Genomic DNA, 15,878 nt, shown 5'->3' with positions numbered 1-15,878 from the left:
GCCGGCGTTGCCGCGGCCGCCGCCGGCATTGTGGCGCCAGCCGCCGGCCCGCCACCGCTGGGCCGGGGTCAGGTTGCCGGCCCGGCCGGGGGCCATGGTGGGGAAGACCTGGGTGGCCGCGTTCTCCCAGGCCGGGCGGGGACGCGGGACGCGGGGCGGGGGTGGGACGGGGTCACGACGCCGGAACCGGAACAACGGGAGCCTCCTCGACGGTCGGTGGAAGGGCCGCCCGGACGCCGTTGTCCGGGCGGCCCGCGGTCCCACCGCCGGTTCGGGCCACGGCGGCGGTCCCGCTGATCGAAATGCTTCCGCGCGTCGCGAGACGGTCACACCGCGTGGCGATAGGGTCGGCGGACGTCCGGGACGTCCTCAATGGAGGCGGGTGTGAACGACGCGCTGCGGGTCGCGATGGCCGAGGCGGGAGAGACGGCGGAGTCCCTTGCCGACCGGGTGGGGGTGGATCCGAAGACGGCCGCCCGCTGGGTGACGCCGGGACGAGTCCCGCATCCCCGGCACCGGGCGGCGGTGTCCCAGGCGCTCGGCCGGGAGGTCGGCGAACTCTGGCCGGAGGTGGTCCGCCGCCGCGAGCCGGCCTGGTTCCGGCCGTGGGCGGAGGTGGAGCGGGAGGCCGCCGCGCTCCGCTCGTGGGAGACGTCGGTGCTGCCCGGCCTGCTCCAGACCGAGGCGTACGCGCACGCGGTGCTGACCAGCGGCCCCCTCGCGGACGAGGAGGTGGAGGGCTACGTGGCCGCCCGGATCGCCCGCCAGGCGGCCGTCTTCGACCGGCCCCGCCCGCCGCTGACCGTCTTCGTGGTCGACGAGGCCGCGCTGCGCCGGGGCGAACCGGAGATCATGCAGCCGCAGCTCGACCACCTGGTGGTCATGGCGCAGCGACCCCGGGTGCTGCTGCACGTGCTGCCGCTGCGCGCCGGTTTCCACCCCGGGCAGGCCGGCCCGTTCGTCATCGCCAGCATGGACGGCGGCGAGGACGTGGCCTATCTGGACGACCAGGCCGCCGGGCGGACGACAAAGGACGTTGCCGCCCTGTGGCAGGTCTGGGACACTCTCAGGTCGGTGGCGCTGCCGCGCGACCAGACGATCCAGCTCCTGAAGGCGCGACCATGGCTGACCTGACCGGCGCCCGCTGGCGCACCAGCACCCGCAGCAGCTCCAACGGCGGCAACTGCGTCGAGGTCGCCGACAACCTGCCCGGCGTCGTGCTGGTCCGCGACTCCAAGGACCGCACCGGTGGCACGCTCACCTTCCCCCCGGCCGCCTGGCGGGCGTTCGTCCACGGCCTGCGCGGCTCCGGGCACGCCTGACCCGCGCCCCGGTACGGTCCCTGGATGGCGTACCTGCTCCTGCTGGGGGCGATCACTGCCGAGGTGATCGGGACCAGCCTGCTCAAGGCGACCGACGGCTTCACCCGGCTCTGGCCCACGCTCGGCGTGGCGGTGGCGTACCTGTCGTCGTTCGGGCTGCTCGCCCTGACGGTCAGGGACATCCCGGTCGGCGTGGCGTACGCGATCTGGTCCGGGCTCGGCACCGCGGCCATCATGGCGATCGGCGCGGCCTTCCTGGGCGAGCCGCTGAGCGTCGCGAAGGTGGTCGGCGCCGGCCTGGTCATCGCCGGGGTCGTCGTGCTCAACCTCGACGGGGCCCACTGAGCCGAAACCCGGTGGACGCTGGCGGAGGGCGTACGCGATGGTGACGGCATGGACGGCGAGTGGAGCTGTCCTTCAGTCATGGAGGGCCGGTGGGCGCGCTGGTGGTGCAGCGGATCGTGGTCCGCTGGTCCAGCCGCGACGCCGCCGCGGGCACCGTCCGGGGCCGGCTCCGCCGGCAGTACGCGCTGCCGCCCTTGCCGAGCGACGTGCTCGCGGTGCACGAGCTGCTGCTCGACGAGGCGACCGGCTACCGACCGGCGGAACAGCTCCGGGAGGGCGCGGCGGCGGCGCGGGACGCGGGACTGTGGGTGGAGTGGCGCGACGGCAGGGCGCTGGTCGACCGACTTCCGAGCCGCGCCTCGTTTCCGGTCCGGCGGGTCGGCACCCGGTTGTTCTCCCTCGCACCGGGTCAGCTCGGCCGGTGGCGGGCGAACTTCCGGTTCACCGGCTGCCACTGCTCCGCCCGCTGGTGGTACGAGGAGTGGACCGTGCACGTCGCGCACGCTCCCGCCCACCCCGGCCTCTTCCACGACGGCCGGTGGACCCGCGACCGCGACGAGCGGGTGCACCTGTACGGCGGCCCACGTCCCGGACGCCGCTGACCCTCACCCGACCGGCCGGCGCAGGAGCGCTCGATCGAGGAAGTAGTCGCCTCCTGATCCGGCGGAGGCCACTACTTCCGCGTTCGAGCGCGATCTTCGCGAGCGCGGGTTCAGCCGACCGGCCGGCGCATGGCGATCCGGTCGGCCGGGTCCAGGCCGAGCGCCGCCTCGGCCGCCAGCAGCTCCGCCAGCCCCGGAGTCACCTCCGCCCCGGCCAGCTCCCGGAACCCGCAGCGCGCGTAGTACGGCCCGTTCCACGGCACGCTCCGGAACGTGGTCAGCGTCAGCGCCGGCAGCCCCTGCCCGACCGCCCAACCCGCCACGTCGTCGAGCAGCCGCCGCCCGATGCCCCGCCGGGCGTACGGCGGGTCGACGCTGAGCTGCTGGACGTGCGCGCAACCGTCCACCAGTTCAACGACCACGAAGGCGACCGGCCGGTCGGCGGCGTCGACCGTCACGAAAAGCCGCCCGGCCTCCTGGGCCGCGGCCAGCACCTCCAGCGGCAGCGGTGGCATGTCGGCCACCTCGGTCATGCCGATCTCCCGGAACGGCACCCCGGAGGCCACCTCGATCCGCTGCACCTCGGTCAACTCGTCGGCCCGGGCCACCCTGCTCCGTTTCACGGCTGCCGACCCTGTCAGACCGGGGACGCGCGGGGCCAGCCGATTTCGGTTGCGTACCCTGCACCGGTGGCCCTGACCTTGCCGACCGGCGACTTCCGCGCGTACCTGTTCGACTGCGACGGCACCATCGTCGACTCGATGCCTGTGCACTACGCCGCCTGGCGCTCCGCGCTGGACGAGTGGGGTTGCGAGTTCCCCGAGGAGCAGTTCTACGCCTGGGGCGGCCGGCCGGTCGCCGACATCATCGCCGACCTGAACGAGCGCCACGGGCTGGCCATGCCGGTCGACATGGTGGCGTACCGCCAGGAGGACCACTACCGACGGTCGCTGCCCGATTTGACCGCCGTGCCGGAGGTGCTGGCGCACATCGAGGACGCCCACGGGCGGGTGCCGTTCGCGGTCGTCTCCGGCAGCACCCGCGAGTCGGTCACCGCGTCGCTCACCGCGCTGGGCCTGCTCGACCGGTTCGAGACGCTGGTCTGCGCCGGCGACTACGCGCGGGCCAAGCCCGATCCGGAGTGCTTCCTGCTCGCCGCCCGCCGGCTCGGCGTGGCTCCGGCGGACTGCCTGGTCTTCGAGGACACCGAGCTCGGCGTACAGGCCGCGGCCGCGGCGGGCATGGCTGCGGTGCGCGTACCTCAGCCGTGGGAACGAGTCGCGGGAAGAAGGTAGGCGTCCATCCGATGTGACCCTCGTCGCGCCCGGTGGGCCCTCCGGCACTCGCGTTCACGCCTAGGTTCGGTGGCATGGCCGTCAACGAGGACGCCGCAGCCCGGCGAGGGTGGCGAGGACTGCTCGGCGCGTCGCCGATCCCGCCGCCGGGCCGGCTGCGCACCCTCTCCCTGGCCACCCTGGCCAACACGGTCGGCTCCGGGCTCTGGCTGGCCGGCGCGGCGCTCTACCTGACCCGGGACGTGGGGCTCTCCCCCGCCTCGGTCGGCGCCGGTCTCACCCTCGCCGGGCTGGTCGGGCTCACCGCCAGCGTGCCGCTGGGCGGCCTGGCGGACCGGCGCGATCCGCGCACGCTGCGCGCCCTGCTCCAGGTGTGCCAGGCGGTCGTGGCGGCGGCGTACCTGCTGGTCGACTCGTTCCCGGTCTTCCTCGCGGTGGCGGTGCTGGACGCGCTGCTCACCTCCGGCAACCTGGCGGTGCGGGCCGCACTGGTCGCCGCGGTCGCCGGCCCGCAGGGTCGGGTGCACGCCTTCGCCACCCTGCGCGCGGTCGCCAACCTGGGCATCGCAGTCGGCACGGCGCTGGCCGGGCTCGCGTTGGCCGCAGACACCCACCGGGCGTACCAGGTGCTGGTGGTCGGGGATGCCGCCACCTACCTGCTGTCCGCGGCGTTGCTCCTGAGACTGCCGGCCTACCCGCCGACGACCGGCGGCGGCCGACGGGCCGGACCGGCCACGTTCCGGCGCGGCGGCGCGCTGCGCGACGGGCGGTTCCTCGCGGTGAGCGCGGCGTCGGCGGTGCCGGCCCTGCACCTGACGACGCTCACGCTCGTGGTGCCGCTGTGGACGGTGACCCGGGCCGGCGCGCCGCCGCCGGTGGTGTCGGCGGTGCTGCTGACCAACACGGTGCTCACCGTGCTGCTGGCGGTACGGCTCAGCCGGGGTGCGGACACCGCCGCCCCGGCGGCCCGACAGTTGCGCCGGGCCGGTCTCGTGCTGGCGGCGGCGACGCCGCTCTACGCGGCCACCGGGGGCCTGTCCACCGTGCCGGCGGTCGCGCTGCTGCTGGTCGCCACGGCCGTCTGGACCCTCGGTGACCTGTGGCACGGCTCCGCCGCGGCGGGCCTCGCCTACGACCTCGCCCCGCCGGACGCGCTCGGCGCGTATCAGGGGGCGGACGGGCTGCTCGCCGGCCTGGCCCGGGCGGTCGGCCCGGCGCTGCTCACCCTGCTGGTGCTCGACGGCGGGGTGCCGGGCTGGCTGGCCCTCGGCGTGCTGTTCGCGGGCGTCGGCCTGGCCGCTCCGGCGCTGACCGGGTGGGCGCTGGCCAACCGGGCGGCCGACGAGCCGGCGGTGGCCGATGATCGACCGACCGCCGCCGTGTAGCAGCATGACGGCATGACCGACCAGCAGACCCTCGCCGTCCGTCCGGGCGGCCCGGACGACGCCCTCACCGTGCTGCGGCTGCTCGACACCGCCACCGCCTGGCTGGTGGCGAGGGGCCGGACCGGGCAGTGGGGCACCGAGCCGGCGTCGACCGATCCGCGCCGGATCGCCCAGGCCGACGCGTGGGCCACCGGTGGCGGCCTGTACCTGGCGATGCTCGGCGACGTGGCGGTGGGCGCGCTGGTCGTGGGCGAGGCCACCGAGTACGTCCCGCCGGCCACCGAACCGGAACTGTACGTGAACCTGTTGGTCACCGACCGGGCGTACGCGGGCCACGGGATCGGGGCGCGGCTGCTGGCGTACGCGGCGGACCTCGCCCGTGAGCGTGGCCTGGGGCTGCTGCGGGTGGACTGCTACGGCGGCGACGACCGGGCGTTGGTCCGCTTCTACGAGGGCTGCGGATTCACCGCCACCGACCCGTTCACGGTCGAGCGTCCGGGCCGGGTGCCGTGGCCCGGCCAGGTCCTCGCCCGCCGGCTCGGCTGACCGGTCAGCCGATCTCCTCGTCGACGAAGCACCAGCGCCACGACTCGCCGGGTTGGATCGAGCGCATCACCGGGTGCCCGGTGTCCGCGAAGTGCTTGCTGGCGTGCTGGTACGGCGACGAGTCGCAGCAGCCGACGTGCCCGCAGGCCAGGCAGGACCGCAGGTGCACCCAGTCGTCGTTGCCGACGGCGACGCAGTCGGGGCACTCGGTCATGGTCTGCGGCTCGGCGTCGCCCGCCTCGGCCAGGTGCTGGCAGCTCATTCCTTGTCCTCCTGTCGCAGCAACGACTCCTCCAGGTCCAGGTCACGGTAGGCGCGGACCAGCACCTCCTCCGGGATCCGCCCGGAGTCGCGGGCGGCCCGGAACACCTCCCGCTCGGCGTCGATCATCTCCTGCCGCAGCCGACCGTACGCCTGGGAGGGGGTCTCCCGCTCGGTGCCGCCGAGCCGTTCCCAGGCCAGGTTGGTCCGGCTCTGCACCAGCCCGCGCAGCCGCTCGACGACCGCGGCGGGCGCCCCCTCGGCCAGTCCCTCCAGGCGTTCCCGGGCCGCCCGGCTGGCCTGCTGCTGCACGCCGGCGGCGGAGAGCGCGTCCTGCACCGGGTCGTCCGGGGGCAGTTTCACCGCCCGGGCCACCGCGGGCAGGGTGGCGCCCTGCGCGACCAGGGTCACCACGATCACCGCGAACGCCAGCCAGATGAACAGCTGTCGTGGGTACGCCCGGCCGTCGGCCAGGGTGAACGGCAGGGCGAGCGCGGCGGCGAGGGTGACCACGCCGCGCATCCCGGCCCAGCCGATGACGAGGGGGAACCGCACCGACGGCGGCTGGTCCCGGCGGCGGCCGCGGGGCACCAGCCGGGCCAGGTAGGTGGCCGGGAAGAGCCAGACGAACCGGGTCAGCACGACGGCGAGCAGCACCGCGGCGGTGATCCCGACCAGCCGGCCGAACGGCTCGTTCAGATCCCGGACGACCTCCCGCAGTTGCAGGCCGACCAGCAGGAAGACCAGCCCTTCCAGCAGGAACTGGATCAGCCGCCAGAACGCGCCCACCTGGAGCCGGGAGGCGGCGGACATCAGCAGCGGCTGTTTGTGGCCGATGCCCAGACCGGTCACCACCACGGCGACCACCCCGGAGGCGTGGATCTCCTCGGCGGCGAAGACCACCGCGAACGGCACGATCAGCGACAGCGCGTTGTCCAGCACCGCGTCGGTGATCCGCTTGTGCAGGTAGCCGAAGACAACCACGCCGAGCAGGCCGATGAGGATGCCACCGCCGGCGGCGACCAGCACCTCACGGGCCACCTCGCCGAACCCGACGTGGCCGCCGGCCACCGTGGCCGCGGCGACCGCCACCCGCAGCAGCACCAGCGCGGTGGCGTCGTTGACCAGGCTCTCGCCCTCCAGGATGGTGACGATCCGCCGGGGCAGGCCGACCTTGCGGGCCACCGCGGTGGCGGCGACCGCGTCGGGCGGCGCCACCACCGCGCCCAGCGCCAGGCAGATCGCGTACGGCACGTCGGGCAGCAGCAGGTGCACGACGGTGCCCACCACGAACGCGGTGAAGAGCACCAGCCCGACGGCGAGCAGCAGGATCGGCCGGATGTTGAGCCGGAACGCCGGCACCGAGGTCTTCAGCGCCGCCACGTACAGCAGCGGCGGCAGGATGCCGACCAGCACCAGGTTCGGGTCCAGCCGCACCTGTGGGAACCCGGGCACGAAGGACAGCACGAGGCCGAGCACGACCAGCAGGATCGGCGCGAGCAGGCCCAGCCGCCGGGCCAGCGCCGCACCGAACGTCGCGATCGCGAGGAAGAAGACGACCTCGAACAGAGCCTCCATGGGGTACGAGCCTAGGCGGGCAAGCCCGGGCCCCTTCCTGACGCCTTCGGTATGGGAAGGGCCCCGGTCAACACCCGCTACTCGGAGTGCGCCCCGGCGCCGGGTCCGGCCTCGCCTTCGCCGACCCAGACGGTCTTGGTGTTGCAGAACTCCCGCATCCCGAGGGCGGACAGCTCGCGCCCGTAGCCCGAGTTCTTCACGCCGCCGAACGGCAACTCGGGATAGGACGTGGTCATGCCGTTGATGAAGACGTTGCCGGCGTCCAGATCGGTGGCGAACCGCTCCTGCTCGGCCGGGTCGGTGGTCCAGGCGTTCGAGCCGAGGCCGAAGTTGGTGCCGTTGGCGATCTCGATCGCCTCCTCGTACGAGGACGCCCGGAAGAGGCCGGCGACCGGCCCGAACACCTCCTCGGACCACATCCGCATCCCCGGCCGCAGGTCGGTGACCACGGTCGGCGGGTAGTACCAGCCGTCACCGGCGGGCTTCTCGCCGCCGCACAGGATGGTGGCGCCGTTGTCGGCGGCGTCCCGCACCTGCTCGTGCACCTCGTTCCGGCCACGGTCGGTGGCCAGCGGGCCGACGTCGGTGTTCGCGTCCATCGGGTCCCCGACCCGCAGCGCCGACATCCGGGCGGCGAACTTCTCGGCGAAGGCGTCGAACACGTCGGTGTGCACGATGAACCGCTTGGCGGCGATGCAGGACTGGCCGTTGTTCTGGCAGCGGGCGGTGGTGGCCACCTCGGCGGCCTTGTCCAGGTCGGCCGAGGGCATCACCACGAACGGGTCGCTGCCGCCGAGTTCCAGCACGGTCTTCTTCAACTCCCGGCCGGCGCTCTGCGCGATCGAGCGGCCGGCGCCCTCGCTGCCGGTGAGGGTGGCGGCCCGGACCCGGGAGTCGCTGAGGATCCGGTCGACCGCGTCCGAGCCGACCAGCAGGGTGGTGAACGCACCCTCGGGGAAGCCGGCCCGGCGGAACAGGTCCTCCAGGTAGAGGGCGGTCTGCGGCACGTTGGAGGCGTGCTTGAGCAGGCCGGTGTTGCCGGCCATCAGGGCCGGCGCGGCGAACCGCATGACCTGCCAGAGCGGGAAGTTCCACGGCATCACCGCGAGCACCGGGCCGAGCGGCTGGTAGCGGACGAAGGCCCGCTTCGCCTTGACGGCGGCGGCGTCAGCGGGCTCGTCGGCGAGCATCCGCTCCGCGTTGGCGGCGTAGAAGCGGCAGGCGGTGGCGCACTTGGTCACCTCGGCCTTGGCCGCCGCGTACGTCTTGCCCATCTCGGTGGTCATCAGCCGGGCGGTCTCGTCGCGCTCGGCCTCCAGCAGGTCGGCGGCCCGGATGAGCCATTGCCCGCGCTGGGCGGCGGTGGTGCCGTGCAACTGCCGGAAGGCCTGGTCGGCCCGCTCGATGGCGGCATCGACCTGCTCGTCCGACATCGGGTCGTACGTCTTGAGCACCTGTCCGGTGGCGGGATTGGTGGTGGCGATGGGCATCTCGTACTCCTGTCACTCGAACAGTGAGTGCCGCACACCCGGCTCCTCGCGACGACGGGCAGCGCGGCGGCGCTGGATGACGACCAGGTCGACCACGGCCACCAGGGCGAGGACGGCGCAGACCACGCCGAGCCAGACCAGGTGCACCCAGAAGGCGACCACCGCGAAGAGAGTCATGGTGACCAGGCCGAAGGTGGCGAGCACGAGCCGCAGGTTCAGCGCGCTGTACGCGGCGTTGACCCGGCGGCGAGGCTGTGATCGGGTCATTCCTTCGGGCTACCCCGGCACGGAGCGCCCTAACCGGTTGCCGCTGGGTCGACGACTGACGGTGCGCTCAGGGCCGGCGCTGCTGCGGCAGGTTGCCGCGACCACCCCGGTAGAGGGCCCGGGCCCGCTCGGCCAGATCCCTGGTGGCCGAGGAGTTGGCCCAGGTGCCGAGGATGATCGCGGCCCCGGGCACCACCTTGGCGAAGATCCGCTTGGCGGCGCGTACCCCGGCCATCTGGGCCAGCCGGATGCCGAGCTGCACCATCACCCGCCCCAGCGGGCGCTCCCCGGCCATGCCGAAGAGCGCACCGGCGCGTTCCCGCCCGGCGGCCACCCCGAGGGCGAGCCGGGCGGTCTCGGCGACCTTGTGCACCTTCTGCAGCACCAGCAGGTCGGCGGCGCGGTCGGGGTGCACCGGGTCGACGCCGTACGCGGCAGCCACGTGCAGCACCAGCCGGGCCTGGGTCCAGGCCAGCACCCCGATGTCGATCACCGCGCCGGGCAGCCCGGCCGCCCCCGAGACCGCCCCGGAGAGCCGGGCGTGGTTGACGAACTTGCGGACCGCCTGGTCGGCCAGCTCCTCACCCGGGATCTCGGGCCGCTGCGCCCGCTCCCGGGCGGCCCACTGCGCCGCCTCGGGTCCGAGCCGCCGCACCGCCTCCAACGCCAGGTGCTCCGGGGCGTACTGCGGGTCGTCCCGCATCCGGTCCCAGAGGGTGGCCGGCGGCGCCTCAGGGGCGTCCTGGGGCGCCGCCGGCCGCGGGGGGACGGTGTTCTCGCCGTCGACGGGGGCGGAGTCGGTCACGAGAGGCTCCCGGGGTTCGGATCTGCGGGGCGTACGGGTCAGCGCCGGCGGCTGGACAGCCGGGTGGCGAGTTGCCTGAGCCGTTGCTGGTTCTCCGGCTTGGCCAGCTCCCGCCGGCCGCGTTCGACCAGCTGCTGGCCGCGCGGCGACCGCAGGAACGTGCGGATCCGTTGCATCAGTGACATGTCGTCCTCCCGTCCGCGGTCCCCCTCATGTGTACCCGGGACCGGCAATCCCCCGGTACCCGGACCGAACTTCGGACAACCGTCCACACCGGACGAGGGCGATCAGGCGAGGATCGCGTCGACGACCTCGGTGGCCCGCCACTCGTGCTGGGCGTACGCCCAGGGAAACGCGGAAACCTGCACGGCCTGGGCGGCATCGGTGAGCGCCATGTCCTGCCAACCGGGGATCTGCACCAGGACCGAGAGGAACGCCTTGGTGGCGTACTTCGGGTTCATCAGGTCGGCGACGGAGCCCCAGCCGCTGCTCGGCCGCTGCTGGAACAGCCCGACCGAGTCGTGGTCCCAGCCGATGGCCTGGTGCGGGTAGTTCTGCGACTCGGGCAGCACGCCGCTCGCGTAGTTGTAGAGGTTGCTCTCCTGCATCGCGGTGGCCACCGCGATCACCAGGGCGCGGCGCGGCACGCCCATCTCCTTGCCGGCCTGCACGATCCTCTTGGCGTTGTCCATCTGGGCCTGGTCCAGCCCGGCCACCGGGACGATCCGCTTCGGCGTGGGCTTCGTCGTGGGCTTGGGCTTCGGCTTCTTCGTCTCGGTCGGGGTGGCGGTGGGCGTGGGGGTGGAGGTGGCGGTGGGGGCGGCCGTCGGGGTCGCCGGAACCGACGTCTGGCGCTCCATCGCCCGGGAGGCGGCGTCGAGGGCCGCCCGCTGGGCGATCTCCTCCTTCGCCGGCGCGGGATTCGCCGAGCCGCCGATCGCGCCGGCGCCGATCTGGCTGAAGCCGACCAGGCCGAGGCAGCAGACCGCGCCGGTGGCGACCGCCAGCTTCGTCCGGCCGGGCCGGGCGGCGAGCGGGTTAGCGAGGCCGCTCAGGCGGGTAAGCAGGGAACGTCGAGGGGTGGGTGCCTCCACGGATTCGGTTGACCGGACGGTGGAGTGGGTATCGTCCGAACGGTCAATCGCGCCGTCGAGCCCGTACTGGTCATCGAGGGTGCCGTCGTCACGCATTCGACGAGGCTAGGCAAAAGGATCGCCCGCCACAGAGGGTGATCATGTGGCCCTTGCCACAATTTGCCCCCCATAATCCGGGCAAGCGTGCCCAAAAAGCTGCGGAGCCGGATGCACCTCGCCAACCGGGCGAACCTCCGGTCCACCTCGAGGCGCGCCGCCACGGGTAGGAACGGGGCAGCCGACGGCGGGCCGCCTCAAGGTCCACTAACTCGGCCGTTCGGTGGATTCACCCTTAGGTCGTTCACCCGAGGACCCGAGCAAGATCAACGTATTCGCCCCGATCTGCACCCCACCTCCACCAGGCCGTGATCGACCGCCGACCCCCGAACCGGGCCGTAACGGAATGGACCAGGATGGCCGGTACGTTGGCCCCACGGGGTGCCGTGCGCGCACGGCCCGCCGCACGCGCGTTTCCAGGGAGGTCCCGACCAGTGCTCGACCCACACGAGCTCTACGAACTCAGTGACGAGCTGCCCGAACTCGGCCAGCCGGTGCTGATCCAGGCGCTCACCGGCTTCGTCGACGCCGGCAGCGCCACCCGGCTGGCCCGGGAGCAGTTGCTCACCTCCCTGGAGGCGCGGCTCGTCGCCCGGTTCGACGTCGACCAGCTCTTCGACTACCGCTCCCGCCGGCCGGTGATGACCTTCGTGGAGGACCACTGGGCCGACTACGACGCGCCGGCGCTGGAGCTGCACCTGCTGCACGACGACGACGAGAACCCGTTCCTGCTGCTCACCGGGCCCGAGCCGGACCTGCAGTGGGAACGCTTCGTGGCCGCGGTCGCCGGGCTCGCCAAGCGGCTCGACGTGCGGCTCACCGTGGGGCTCAACTCGATCCCGATGGCGGTCCCGCACAGCCGGCCCAGCGGGGTGACCGCGCACGCCACCCGGCCGGAGCTGATCGCCGGGTACGAGCCCTGGCTGCAGCGGGTCCAGGTGCCCGGCAGCGCCGGCCACCTGCTGGAGTACCGCCTCGGCGAGCAGGGCCGGGACGCCCTCGGCTTCGCCGCGCACGTACCGCACTACGTCGCCCAGACCGAGTACCCGGCCGCCGCCGAGGCGCTGCTCGCCGCGGTCTCCCGCAGCACCGGGCTGCTGCTGCCCCGCGACGGCCTGCGCAGCGCCGCCGAGGTGGTCCGGGTGGAGATCGACCGCCAGGTCGCCCAGACCGAGGAGGCGGCAACCCTGGTGCAGGCCCTGGAGGAGCAGTACGACGCGTTCGCCCGGGGCCGCGGCCAGAAGAACCTGCTGGCCACGGAGACCGGCCCGCTGCCCACCGCCGACGAACTCGGCGCCGAGCTGGAACGCTTCCTCGCCGAGCAGACCCGCCCGGGCGACACCCCGGAGCGCTGACCACGGCGAACCGGCGCGGGGCTGACCAGGCAGGCGACGACGGGATGCGGCAGGCTGGGGGCATGCGCCTGGCGACCTGGAACGTCAACTCGGTGAAGGCCCGCCTGCCCCGGCTGCTCGACTGGCTGGCCGCCACGAAGCCCGACGTCGTCTGCCTGCAGGAGACCAAGTGCCCCGACGGGGCCTTCCCGGTCGCCGAGGTCAGCGAACTCGGCTACGAGTCGGCCAGCCACAGCGACGGCCGGTGGAACGGGGTGGCCATCCTGTCCCGGGTCGGTTTGGCCGACGTGGCGGTCGGCTTCCCCGGCGAGCCGGGCTTCCCCGAGCCGGAGGCGCGGGCCATCTCCGCCACCTGCGACGGGGTGCGGGTCTGGTCCGTGTACGTACCCAACGGCCGGGCCCCCGACGACCCGCACTACGCGTACAAGCTGGCCTGGCTCGCGGCGCTGCGCGACGCCCTGGATCCGGAGCTGGCCACCGGGCTGCCCCTGGCGGTCTGCGGGGACTTCAACGTCGCCCCGACCGACGCCGACGTCTGGGACCCGGCGCTCTTCGTCGCCTCCACCCACGTCACCCCGGCCGAGCGGGCGGCGCTGGCCGCGCTGCGTGACCTCGGGCTCAGCGACGTGGTGCCGACCCCGATGAAGGGGCCGCACCCGTTCACCTACTGGGACTACCGGGCCGGCATGTTCCATCAGAACAAGGGCATGCGGATCGACCTGGTGTACGCCTCCGCGCCGTTCGCCCGCGTGGTCCGCTCCGCGTACGTGGACCGGGAGGCGCGCAAGGGCAAGGCCCCGTCGGACCACGCCCCGATCGTGGTCGACGCCGAGCTGGTGCCGGCCGTCGAGGGCTTCTGAACCCGTAGGGTGGGACGCATGGCAGTCGTGAAGATCAACGCGATCGACGTCCCACCCGGCGCGGGCGAGGAGCTGGAGAAGCGGTTCGCGGCCCGGGCCGGCGCGGTGGAGAACTCCCCCGGCTTCCTCGGCTTCGAGCTGCTCCGCCCGGTCGCCGGGGACAACCGCTACTTCGTCTACACGAAGTGGGAGTCCGAGGAGGCGTACCAGGCGTGGGCGCAGGGACCGTCCCGAGCCGCGCACGCCGGCGGCGAGGGCGGCGAGCCACGCAAGCCGGTCGCCACCGGGGCCACGCTGCTGGAGTTCGAGGTGGTCCAGCAGGTCCCCGGCAAGGGCTGAGTCACGCCTGGCGGATGCCGGCCAGCGAGGCGAACACGATCACGTTGTCCTGGTAGCCGGTCCGCCCGCCGACCCAACTGCCGCCACAGGTGATGAGGCGCAGCTGCGGCGGGCCGGAATCGCCGTACACCCGGTCGGCGGGGAGGTCGGCCTTGTCGGAGTACTCGACGGTGTCGACCGTGAAGGTCACCACGCTCCGGTCGGACCGGGTCACCTCGATCCGGTCCCCTGGCTTCAGCTCCCGCAGGTGGTAGAAGACCGCCGGGCCGCTCTTGGTGTCGACGTGCCCGACGATGATGGCCCGGCCCGGCTCCCCGGGGACTGCGCCCCGGTCGTACCAGCCGGTCTGGTTGTGCTGGGTCAGCGGCGGCACGTCCACCGAACCGTCCTTGGCCTGGCCGACCGGGGTGATCGGCGCGGTCACCTTGATCGCCGGTACGGCGAGGGTCACCGGCCGGCTGGCCGGCGTCCGGCCCGCGGCCGACGCGGACGAGCGCGACGTAGTGCCGGTCGACGCGTCGGCCCAGTCGAACGGGCCGGCGGTACGGCCCAGTCCGGCCCCGGTGGCGAAGACCCCGACCAGCACCAGCAGTACGGCGAGCGGGGTCGACCACGGGCTGCGCCCACGGGCCGCCTGGGTGGACGGCGGGGAAACGGGCGGCGCGGTCATGGCGGGAGTCAGCGGCGGGCGGCGCCGCGGACGGTACGGGGCCGACGGGATGCCGCCACGCCGACGACCGCCCCGGCCACGGTCAGCGCCAGCCCGACCGGCACCAGCAGCCGGCCCGGTCCGTGCCCGCCGGCGGTGCCGCCGAAGCCGGTCGCCGGGCCGCGGCTCGGCCACGGGCTCCGGGGCGGGTCCGTCCCCACCTGCTTCACCACCTGGAGCATGGTCGACGCGGTCTGCCCGCTGGGGCACTCCAGCTTGACCCGGTAGTTGCCCGGCCGGGTGCGCTCGTTGACCATCGGCGAGGCGGTGAGCAGGCCGCGCTGCGGCTGCACCTGCACCCGACCGAACGCGTCGGAGACCACGATCGCCGGGATTGAGTTGTCCCGGCAGCTGGCCCGGACGCCGACCAGGAACCCGGGCTGGACGGTGCTCGGGGTGACCTCCGCGAAGATCAGGTCACCGGGCGGCGGCGGCTCGGTGCTCGGCGCCGGCTCGGCGAACGGCCGGGCGGCCGCAGCGTGACCGGCAGGCGGGCGGGCGGCGGAACGCGGGAGGGCCAGCGCGGGTGCCGCCCCGACCAGCGGGGCGCAGGCGGCGACCGTGATCAGCAGCGCCGCGCGTCGCGTGACTGACACCATGCCCCCTTCCGGCGCCGCCGCTGTCCGGCAACTCCAGCTCGGCGCAGCGGCCTCGGAGCCGTCGTCCGGGCGGCGGGCCACCCGTCCTGCCGTACGGGATGAATCCTCTCACCCCGGACCGCACATCACATCCGATCCGCCCCGACGGTCGCGTACGCTCGGGTCGCTGTGACCTCCACCGACCTCAACGCCGCCCCGCCGGCCCACCCCGCCGGCATCCGTACCTTCCATCCGCGTCGCGGCCGGATGAGCGACCGACAGCGTGACGCGCTGGCCCGGCTCTGGCCCACGTACGGGCTGGAGATCGCCGGCCTCGACGGGCCGTTCGATCCGGCGGCGCTGTTCGACCGGCGGGCGCCGCTGGTGCTGGAGATCGGCTCCGGCATGGGCGACGCCACCGCCGCGATGGCGGGGGCCGACCCGGACCGACACTATCTGGCGGTCGAGGTGCATACGCCCGGAATCGCCAACCTCCTCGGCCTGGTGGAACGGCACGGACTGGACAACGTCCGGGTGGCCGAGGGCGACGCGCTGGACCTGGTCCGGGCGATGCCGGAGGGCTGCCTCGACGCGGTGCACGTCTTCTTTCCCGACCCCTGGCCGAAGTCCCGCCACCACAAGCGGCGGATCATCCAGCCGGCGCACGTGGCGCTGCTGCGCTCCCGGCTGGTCCCCGGCGGGACGCTGCACTGCGCCACCGACTGGGCCGAGTACGCCGGGTCGATGCGCGAGACGCTGACCGCCGACCCGGAACTGGTCGACGTGCACGGCGGCTACGCGCCCCGCCCCCCGCACCGCCCGGTGACCAAGTTCGAGCGCCGCGCCCTGACCGCCGGCCGGGAGATCTTCGACCTCGTCCACGTGAAAGCAGGGGCCCCTTCTTAACGCCTGGTGCGGGTAAAGGGCCCCCTCCTAACATCGACGGCACAG

Annotated in this window: 22 protein-coding genes; 11 read left to right on the top strand and 11 right to left on the bottom strand. The window is 73.8% G+C overall.

Annotation, left to right across the window (positions count from 1 at the left end; all coding sequences use genetic code 11):
• The coding region (locus ONA70_RS06040; RefSeq protein WP_265005337.1) for a hypothetical protein at window positions 1–195 on the bottom strand (195 nt) is incomplete at its 3' end.
• A 189-nt stretch (window positions 196–384) separates the two neighbouring features.
• Between ONA70_RS06040 and ONA70_RS06035 the strand changes: the two genes are divergently transcribed.
• The 4 genes from ONA70_RS06035 (at window position 385) to ONA70_RS06020 (ending at window position 2,269) form a co-directional block, all read left to right on the top strand.
• Window positions 385–1,134 carry a helix-turn-helix domain-containing protein gene (locus ONA70_RS06035; RefSeq protein ID WP_265005336.1) on the top strand — a complete coding sequence of 250 codons (750 nt, stop codon included), beginning with the start codon at window positions 385–387 and terminating at the stop codon, window positions 1,132–1,134.
• Window positions 1,122–1,322, top strand: coding sequence for a DUF397 domain-containing protein (locus ONA70_RS06030; RefSeq protein WP_265005335.1), 201 nt, complete (start codon window positions 1,122–1,124; stop codon window positions 1,320–1,322). Before ONA70_RS06035 ends, ONA70_RS06030 begins: the two co-directional genes overlap by 13 nt.
• Window positions 1,323–1,346: 24 nt before the next feature.
• Window positions 1,347–1,667: a DMT family transporter gene (locus ONA70_RS06025; RefSeq protein ID WP_265005334.1), complete on the top strand. Its 321-nt coding sequence runs from the start codon at window positions 1,347–1,349 to the stop codon at window positions 1,665–1,667.
• Window positions 1,668–1,756: 89 nt separating this feature from the next.
• Window positions 1,757–2,269: a hypothetical protein gene (locus ONA70_RS06020; protein ID WP_265005333.1), complete on the top strand. Its 513-nt coding sequence runs from the start codon at window positions 1,757–1,759 to the stop codon at window positions 2,267–2,269.
• A gap of 110 nt (window positions 2,270–2,379) precedes the next feature.
• Here ONA70_RS06020 and ONA70_RS06015 read toward each other — a convergent pair whose 3' ends face one another.
• Window positions 2,380–2,892 carry a GNAT family N-acetyltransferase gene (locus tag ONA70_RS06015; RefSeq protein ID WP_265005332.1) on the bottom strand — a complete coding sequence of 171 codons (513 nt, stop codon included), beginning with the start codon at window positions 2,890–2,892 and terminating at the stop codon, window positions 2,380–2,382.
• Window positions 2,893–2,958: 66 nt separating this feature from the next.
• On the opposite strand from ONA70_RS06015, the gene ONA70_RS06010 reads away from it, so the two are divergent.
• From ONA70_RS06010 to ONA70_RS06000, 3 genes are all read left to right on the top strand, one after another.
• Window positions 2,959–3,564 (top strand): HAD family hydrolase, encoded by a 606-nt coding sequence (locus ONA70_RS06010; RefSeq protein ID WP_265005331.1) that lies wholly within the window; start codon window positions 2,959–2,961, stop codon window positions 3,562–3,564.
• A 74-nt stretch (window positions 3,565–3,638) separates the two neighbouring features.
• Complete coding sequence (locus tag ONA70_RS06005) at window positions 3,639–4,949, top strand: MFS transporter (protein ID WP_265005330.1); 1,311 nt, start codon at window positions 3,639–3,641, stop codon at window positions 4,947–4,949.
• 12 nt (window positions 4,950–4,961) lie between these two features.
• Window positions 4,962–5,495, top strand: coding sequence for a GNAT family N-acetyltransferase (locus ONA70_RS06000; RefSeq protein WP_265005329.1), 534 nt, complete (start codon window positions 4,962–4,964; stop codon window positions 5,493–5,495).
• A gap of 4 nt (window positions 5,496–5,499) precedes the next feature.
• On the opposite strand, the gene ONA70_RS05995 is transcribed toward ONA70_RS06000, so the two are convergent.
• The 7 genes from ONA70_RS05995 to ONA70_RS05965 form a co-directional block, all read right to left on the bottom strand.
• Window positions 5,500–5,757 carry a UBP-type zinc finger domain-containing protein gene (locus tag ONA70_RS05995; protein ID WP_265005328.1) on the bottom strand — a complete coding sequence of 86 codons (258 nt, stop codon included), beginning with the start codon at window positions 5,755–5,757 and terminating at the stop codon, window positions 5,500–5,502.
• Window positions 5,754–7,334 carry a Na+/H+ antiporter gene (locus ONA70_RS05990; protein WP_265005327.1) on the bottom strand — a complete coding sequence of 527 codons (1,581 nt, stop codon included), beginning with the start codon at window positions 7,332–7,334 and terminating at the stop codon, window positions 5,754–5,756. Before ONA70_RS05990 ends, ONA70_RS05995 begins: the two co-directional genes overlap by 4 nt.
• A gap of 77 nt (window positions 7,335–7,411) precedes the next feature.
• Window positions 7,412–8,824 (bottom strand): NADP-dependent succinic semialdehyde dehydrogenase, encoded by a 1,413-nt coding sequence (locus tag ONA70_RS05985; RefSeq protein WP_265005326.1) that lies wholly within the window; start codon window positions 8,822–8,824, stop codon window positions 7,412–7,414.
• 12 nt (window positions 8,825–8,836) lie between these two features.
• Window positions 8,837–9,091, bottom strand: a complete 255-nt coding sequence (locus ONA70_RS05980; protein WP_265005325.1) for a DUF6343 family protein — start codon at window positions 9,089–9,091, stop codon at window positions 8,837–8,839.
• Between the two features lie 67 nt (window positions 9,092–9,158).
• A complete protein-coding gene (locus tag ONA70_RS05975) occupies window positions 9,159–9,896 on the bottom strand; it encodes an EcsC family protein (RefSeq protein WP_265005324.1) in 738 nt (245 codons plus the stop codon).
• A 38-nt stretch (window positions 9,897–9,934) separates the two neighbouring features.
• Window positions 9,935–10,081 carry a hypothetical protein gene (locus ONA70_RS05970; RefSeq protein ID WP_265005323.1) on the bottom strand — a complete coding sequence of 49 codons (147 nt, stop codon included), beginning with the start codon at window positions 10,079–10,081 and terminating at the stop codon, window positions 9,935–9,937.
• A gap of 102 nt (window positions 10,082–10,183) precedes the next feature.
• On the bottom strand, window positions 10,184–11,086 hold the full coding sequence (locus tag ONA70_RS05965) for a peptidase M23 (RefSeq protein WP_265005322.1): 903 nt from the start codon (window positions 11,084–11,086) through the stop codon (window positions 10,184–10,186).
• Between the two features lie 434 nt (window positions 11,087–11,520).
• Here ONA70_RS05965 and ONA70_RS05960 point away from each other — a divergent pair, with 434 nt between their 5' ends.
• The 3 genes from ONA70_RS05960 (at window position 11,521) to ONA70_RS05950 (ending at window position 13,640) form a co-directional block, all read left to right on the top strand.
• On the top strand, window positions 11,521–12,441 hold the full coding sequence (locus ONA70_RS05960; protein ID WP_265005321.1) for a proteasome assembly chaperone family protein: 921 nt from the start codon (window positions 11,521–11,523) through the stop codon (window positions 12,439–12,441).
• A gap of 62 nt (window positions 12,442–12,503) precedes the next feature.
• Window positions 12,504–13,301, top strand: a complete 798-nt coding sequence (locus ONA70_RS05955) for an exodeoxyribonuclease III (RefSeq protein ID WP_265005320.1) — start codon at window positions 12,504–12,506, stop codon at window positions 13,299–13,301.
• An 18-nt stretch (window positions 13,302–13,319) separates the two neighbouring features.
• Window positions 13,320–13,640: an antibiotic biosynthesis monooxygenase family protein gene (locus ONA70_RS05950; protein ID WP_265005319.1), complete on the top strand. Its 321-nt coding sequence runs from the start codon at window positions 13,320–13,322 to the stop codon at window positions 13,638–13,640.
• A gap of 1 nt (window position 13,641) precedes the next feature.
• On the opposite strand, the gene ONA70_RS05945 is transcribed toward ONA70_RS05950, so the two are convergent.
• Together ONA70_RS05945 and ONA70_RS05940 are read right to left on the bottom strand one after the other, a co-directional pair.
• Complete coding sequence (locus tag ONA70_RS05945; RefSeq protein WP_265005318.1) at window positions 13,642–14,310, bottom strand: class F sortase; 669 nt, start codon at window positions 14,308–14,310, stop codon at window positions 13,642–13,644.
• A gap of 8 nt (window positions 14,311–14,318) precedes the next feature.
• Window positions 14,319–14,948 (bottom strand): hypothetical protein, encoded by a 630-nt coding sequence (locus ONA70_RS05940; RefSeq protein WP_265005317.1) that lies wholly within the window; start codon window positions 14,946–14,948, stop codon window positions 14,319–14,321.
• Window positions 14,949–15,116: 168 nt separating this feature from the next.
• Here ONA70_RS05940 and trmB point away from each other — a divergent pair, with 168 nt between their 5' ends.
• Window positions 15,117–15,833 (top strand): tRNA (guanosine(46)-N7)-methyltransferase TrmB, encoded by a 717-nt coding sequence (gene trmB, locus ONA70_RS05935; protein ID WP_406601150.1) that lies wholly within the window; start codon window positions 15,117–15,119, stop codon window positions 15,831–15,833.
• Window positions 15,834–15,878 lie beyond the last annotated feature (45 nt).

The organism is Micromonospora yasonensis (assembly GCF_026013475.1).
GTDB lineage: Bacteria > Actinomycetota > Actinomycetes > Mycobacteriales > Micromonosporaceae > Micromonospora > Micromonospora yasonensis.
The sequence above is the reverse complement of the archived record's forward strand: the minus strand, read 5'-3'. Positions and strand labels throughout refer to the sequence as shown.

Coding starts and splice junctions, on each gene's coding strand:
- ONA70_RS05955 (WP_265005320.1), top strand. CDS start 12,504: ATGCGCCTGGCGACCTGGAACGTCAACTCGGTGAAGGCCCGCCTGCCC.
- ONA70_RS05940 (WP_265005317.1), bottom strand. CDS start 14,948: ATGGTGTCAGTCACGCGACGCGCGGCGCTGCTGATCACGGTCGCCGCC.
- ONA70_RS05965 (WP_265005322.1), bottom strand. CDS start 11,086: ATGCGTGACGACGGCACCCTCGATGACCAGTACGGGCTCGACGGCGCG.
- ONA70_RS05950 (WP_265005319.1), top strand. CDS start 13,320: ATGGCAGTCGTGAAGATCAACGCGATCGACGTCCCACCCGGCGCGGGC.
- ONA70_RS06005 (WP_265005330.1), top strand. CDS start 3,639: ATGGCCGTCAACGAGGACGCCGCAGCCCGGCGAGGGTGGCGAGGACTG.
- ONA70_RS05985 (WP_265005326.1), bottom strand. CDS start 8,824: ATGCCCATCGCCACCACCAATCCCGCCACCGGACAGGTGCTCAAGACG.
- ONA70_RS06030 (WP_265005335.1), top strand. CDS start 1,122: ATGGCTGACCTGACCGGCGCCCGCTGGCGCACCAGCACCCGCAGCAGC.
- ONA70_RS05990 (WP_265005327.1), bottom strand. CDS start 7,334: ATGGAGGCTCTGTTCGAGGTCGTCTTCTTCCTCGCGATCGCGACGTTC.
- ONA70_RS05980 (WP_265005325.1), bottom strand. CDS start 9,091: ATGACCCGATCACAGCCTCGCCGCCGGGTCAACGCCGCGTACAGCGCG.
- ONA70_RS06025 (WP_265005334.1), top strand. CDS start 1,347: ATGGCGTACCTGCTCCTGCTGGGGGCGATCACTGCCGAGGTGATCGGG.
- ONA70_RS05995 (WP_265005328.1), bottom strand. CDS start 5,757: ATGAGCTGCCAGCACCTGGCCGAGGCGGGCGACGCCGAGCCGCAGACC.
- ONA70_RS05970 (WP_265005323.1), bottom strand. CDS start 10,081: ATGTCACTGATGCAACGGATCCGCACGTTCCTGCGGTCGCCGCGCGGC.
- ONA70_RS06000 (WP_265005329.1), top strand. CDS start 4,962: ATGACCGACCAGCAGACCCTCGCCGTCCGTCCGGGCGGCCCGGACGAC.
- ONA70_RS05945 (WP_265005318.1), bottom strand. CDS start 14,310: ATGACCGCGCCGCCCGTTTCCCCGCCGTCCACCCAGGCGGCCCGTGGG.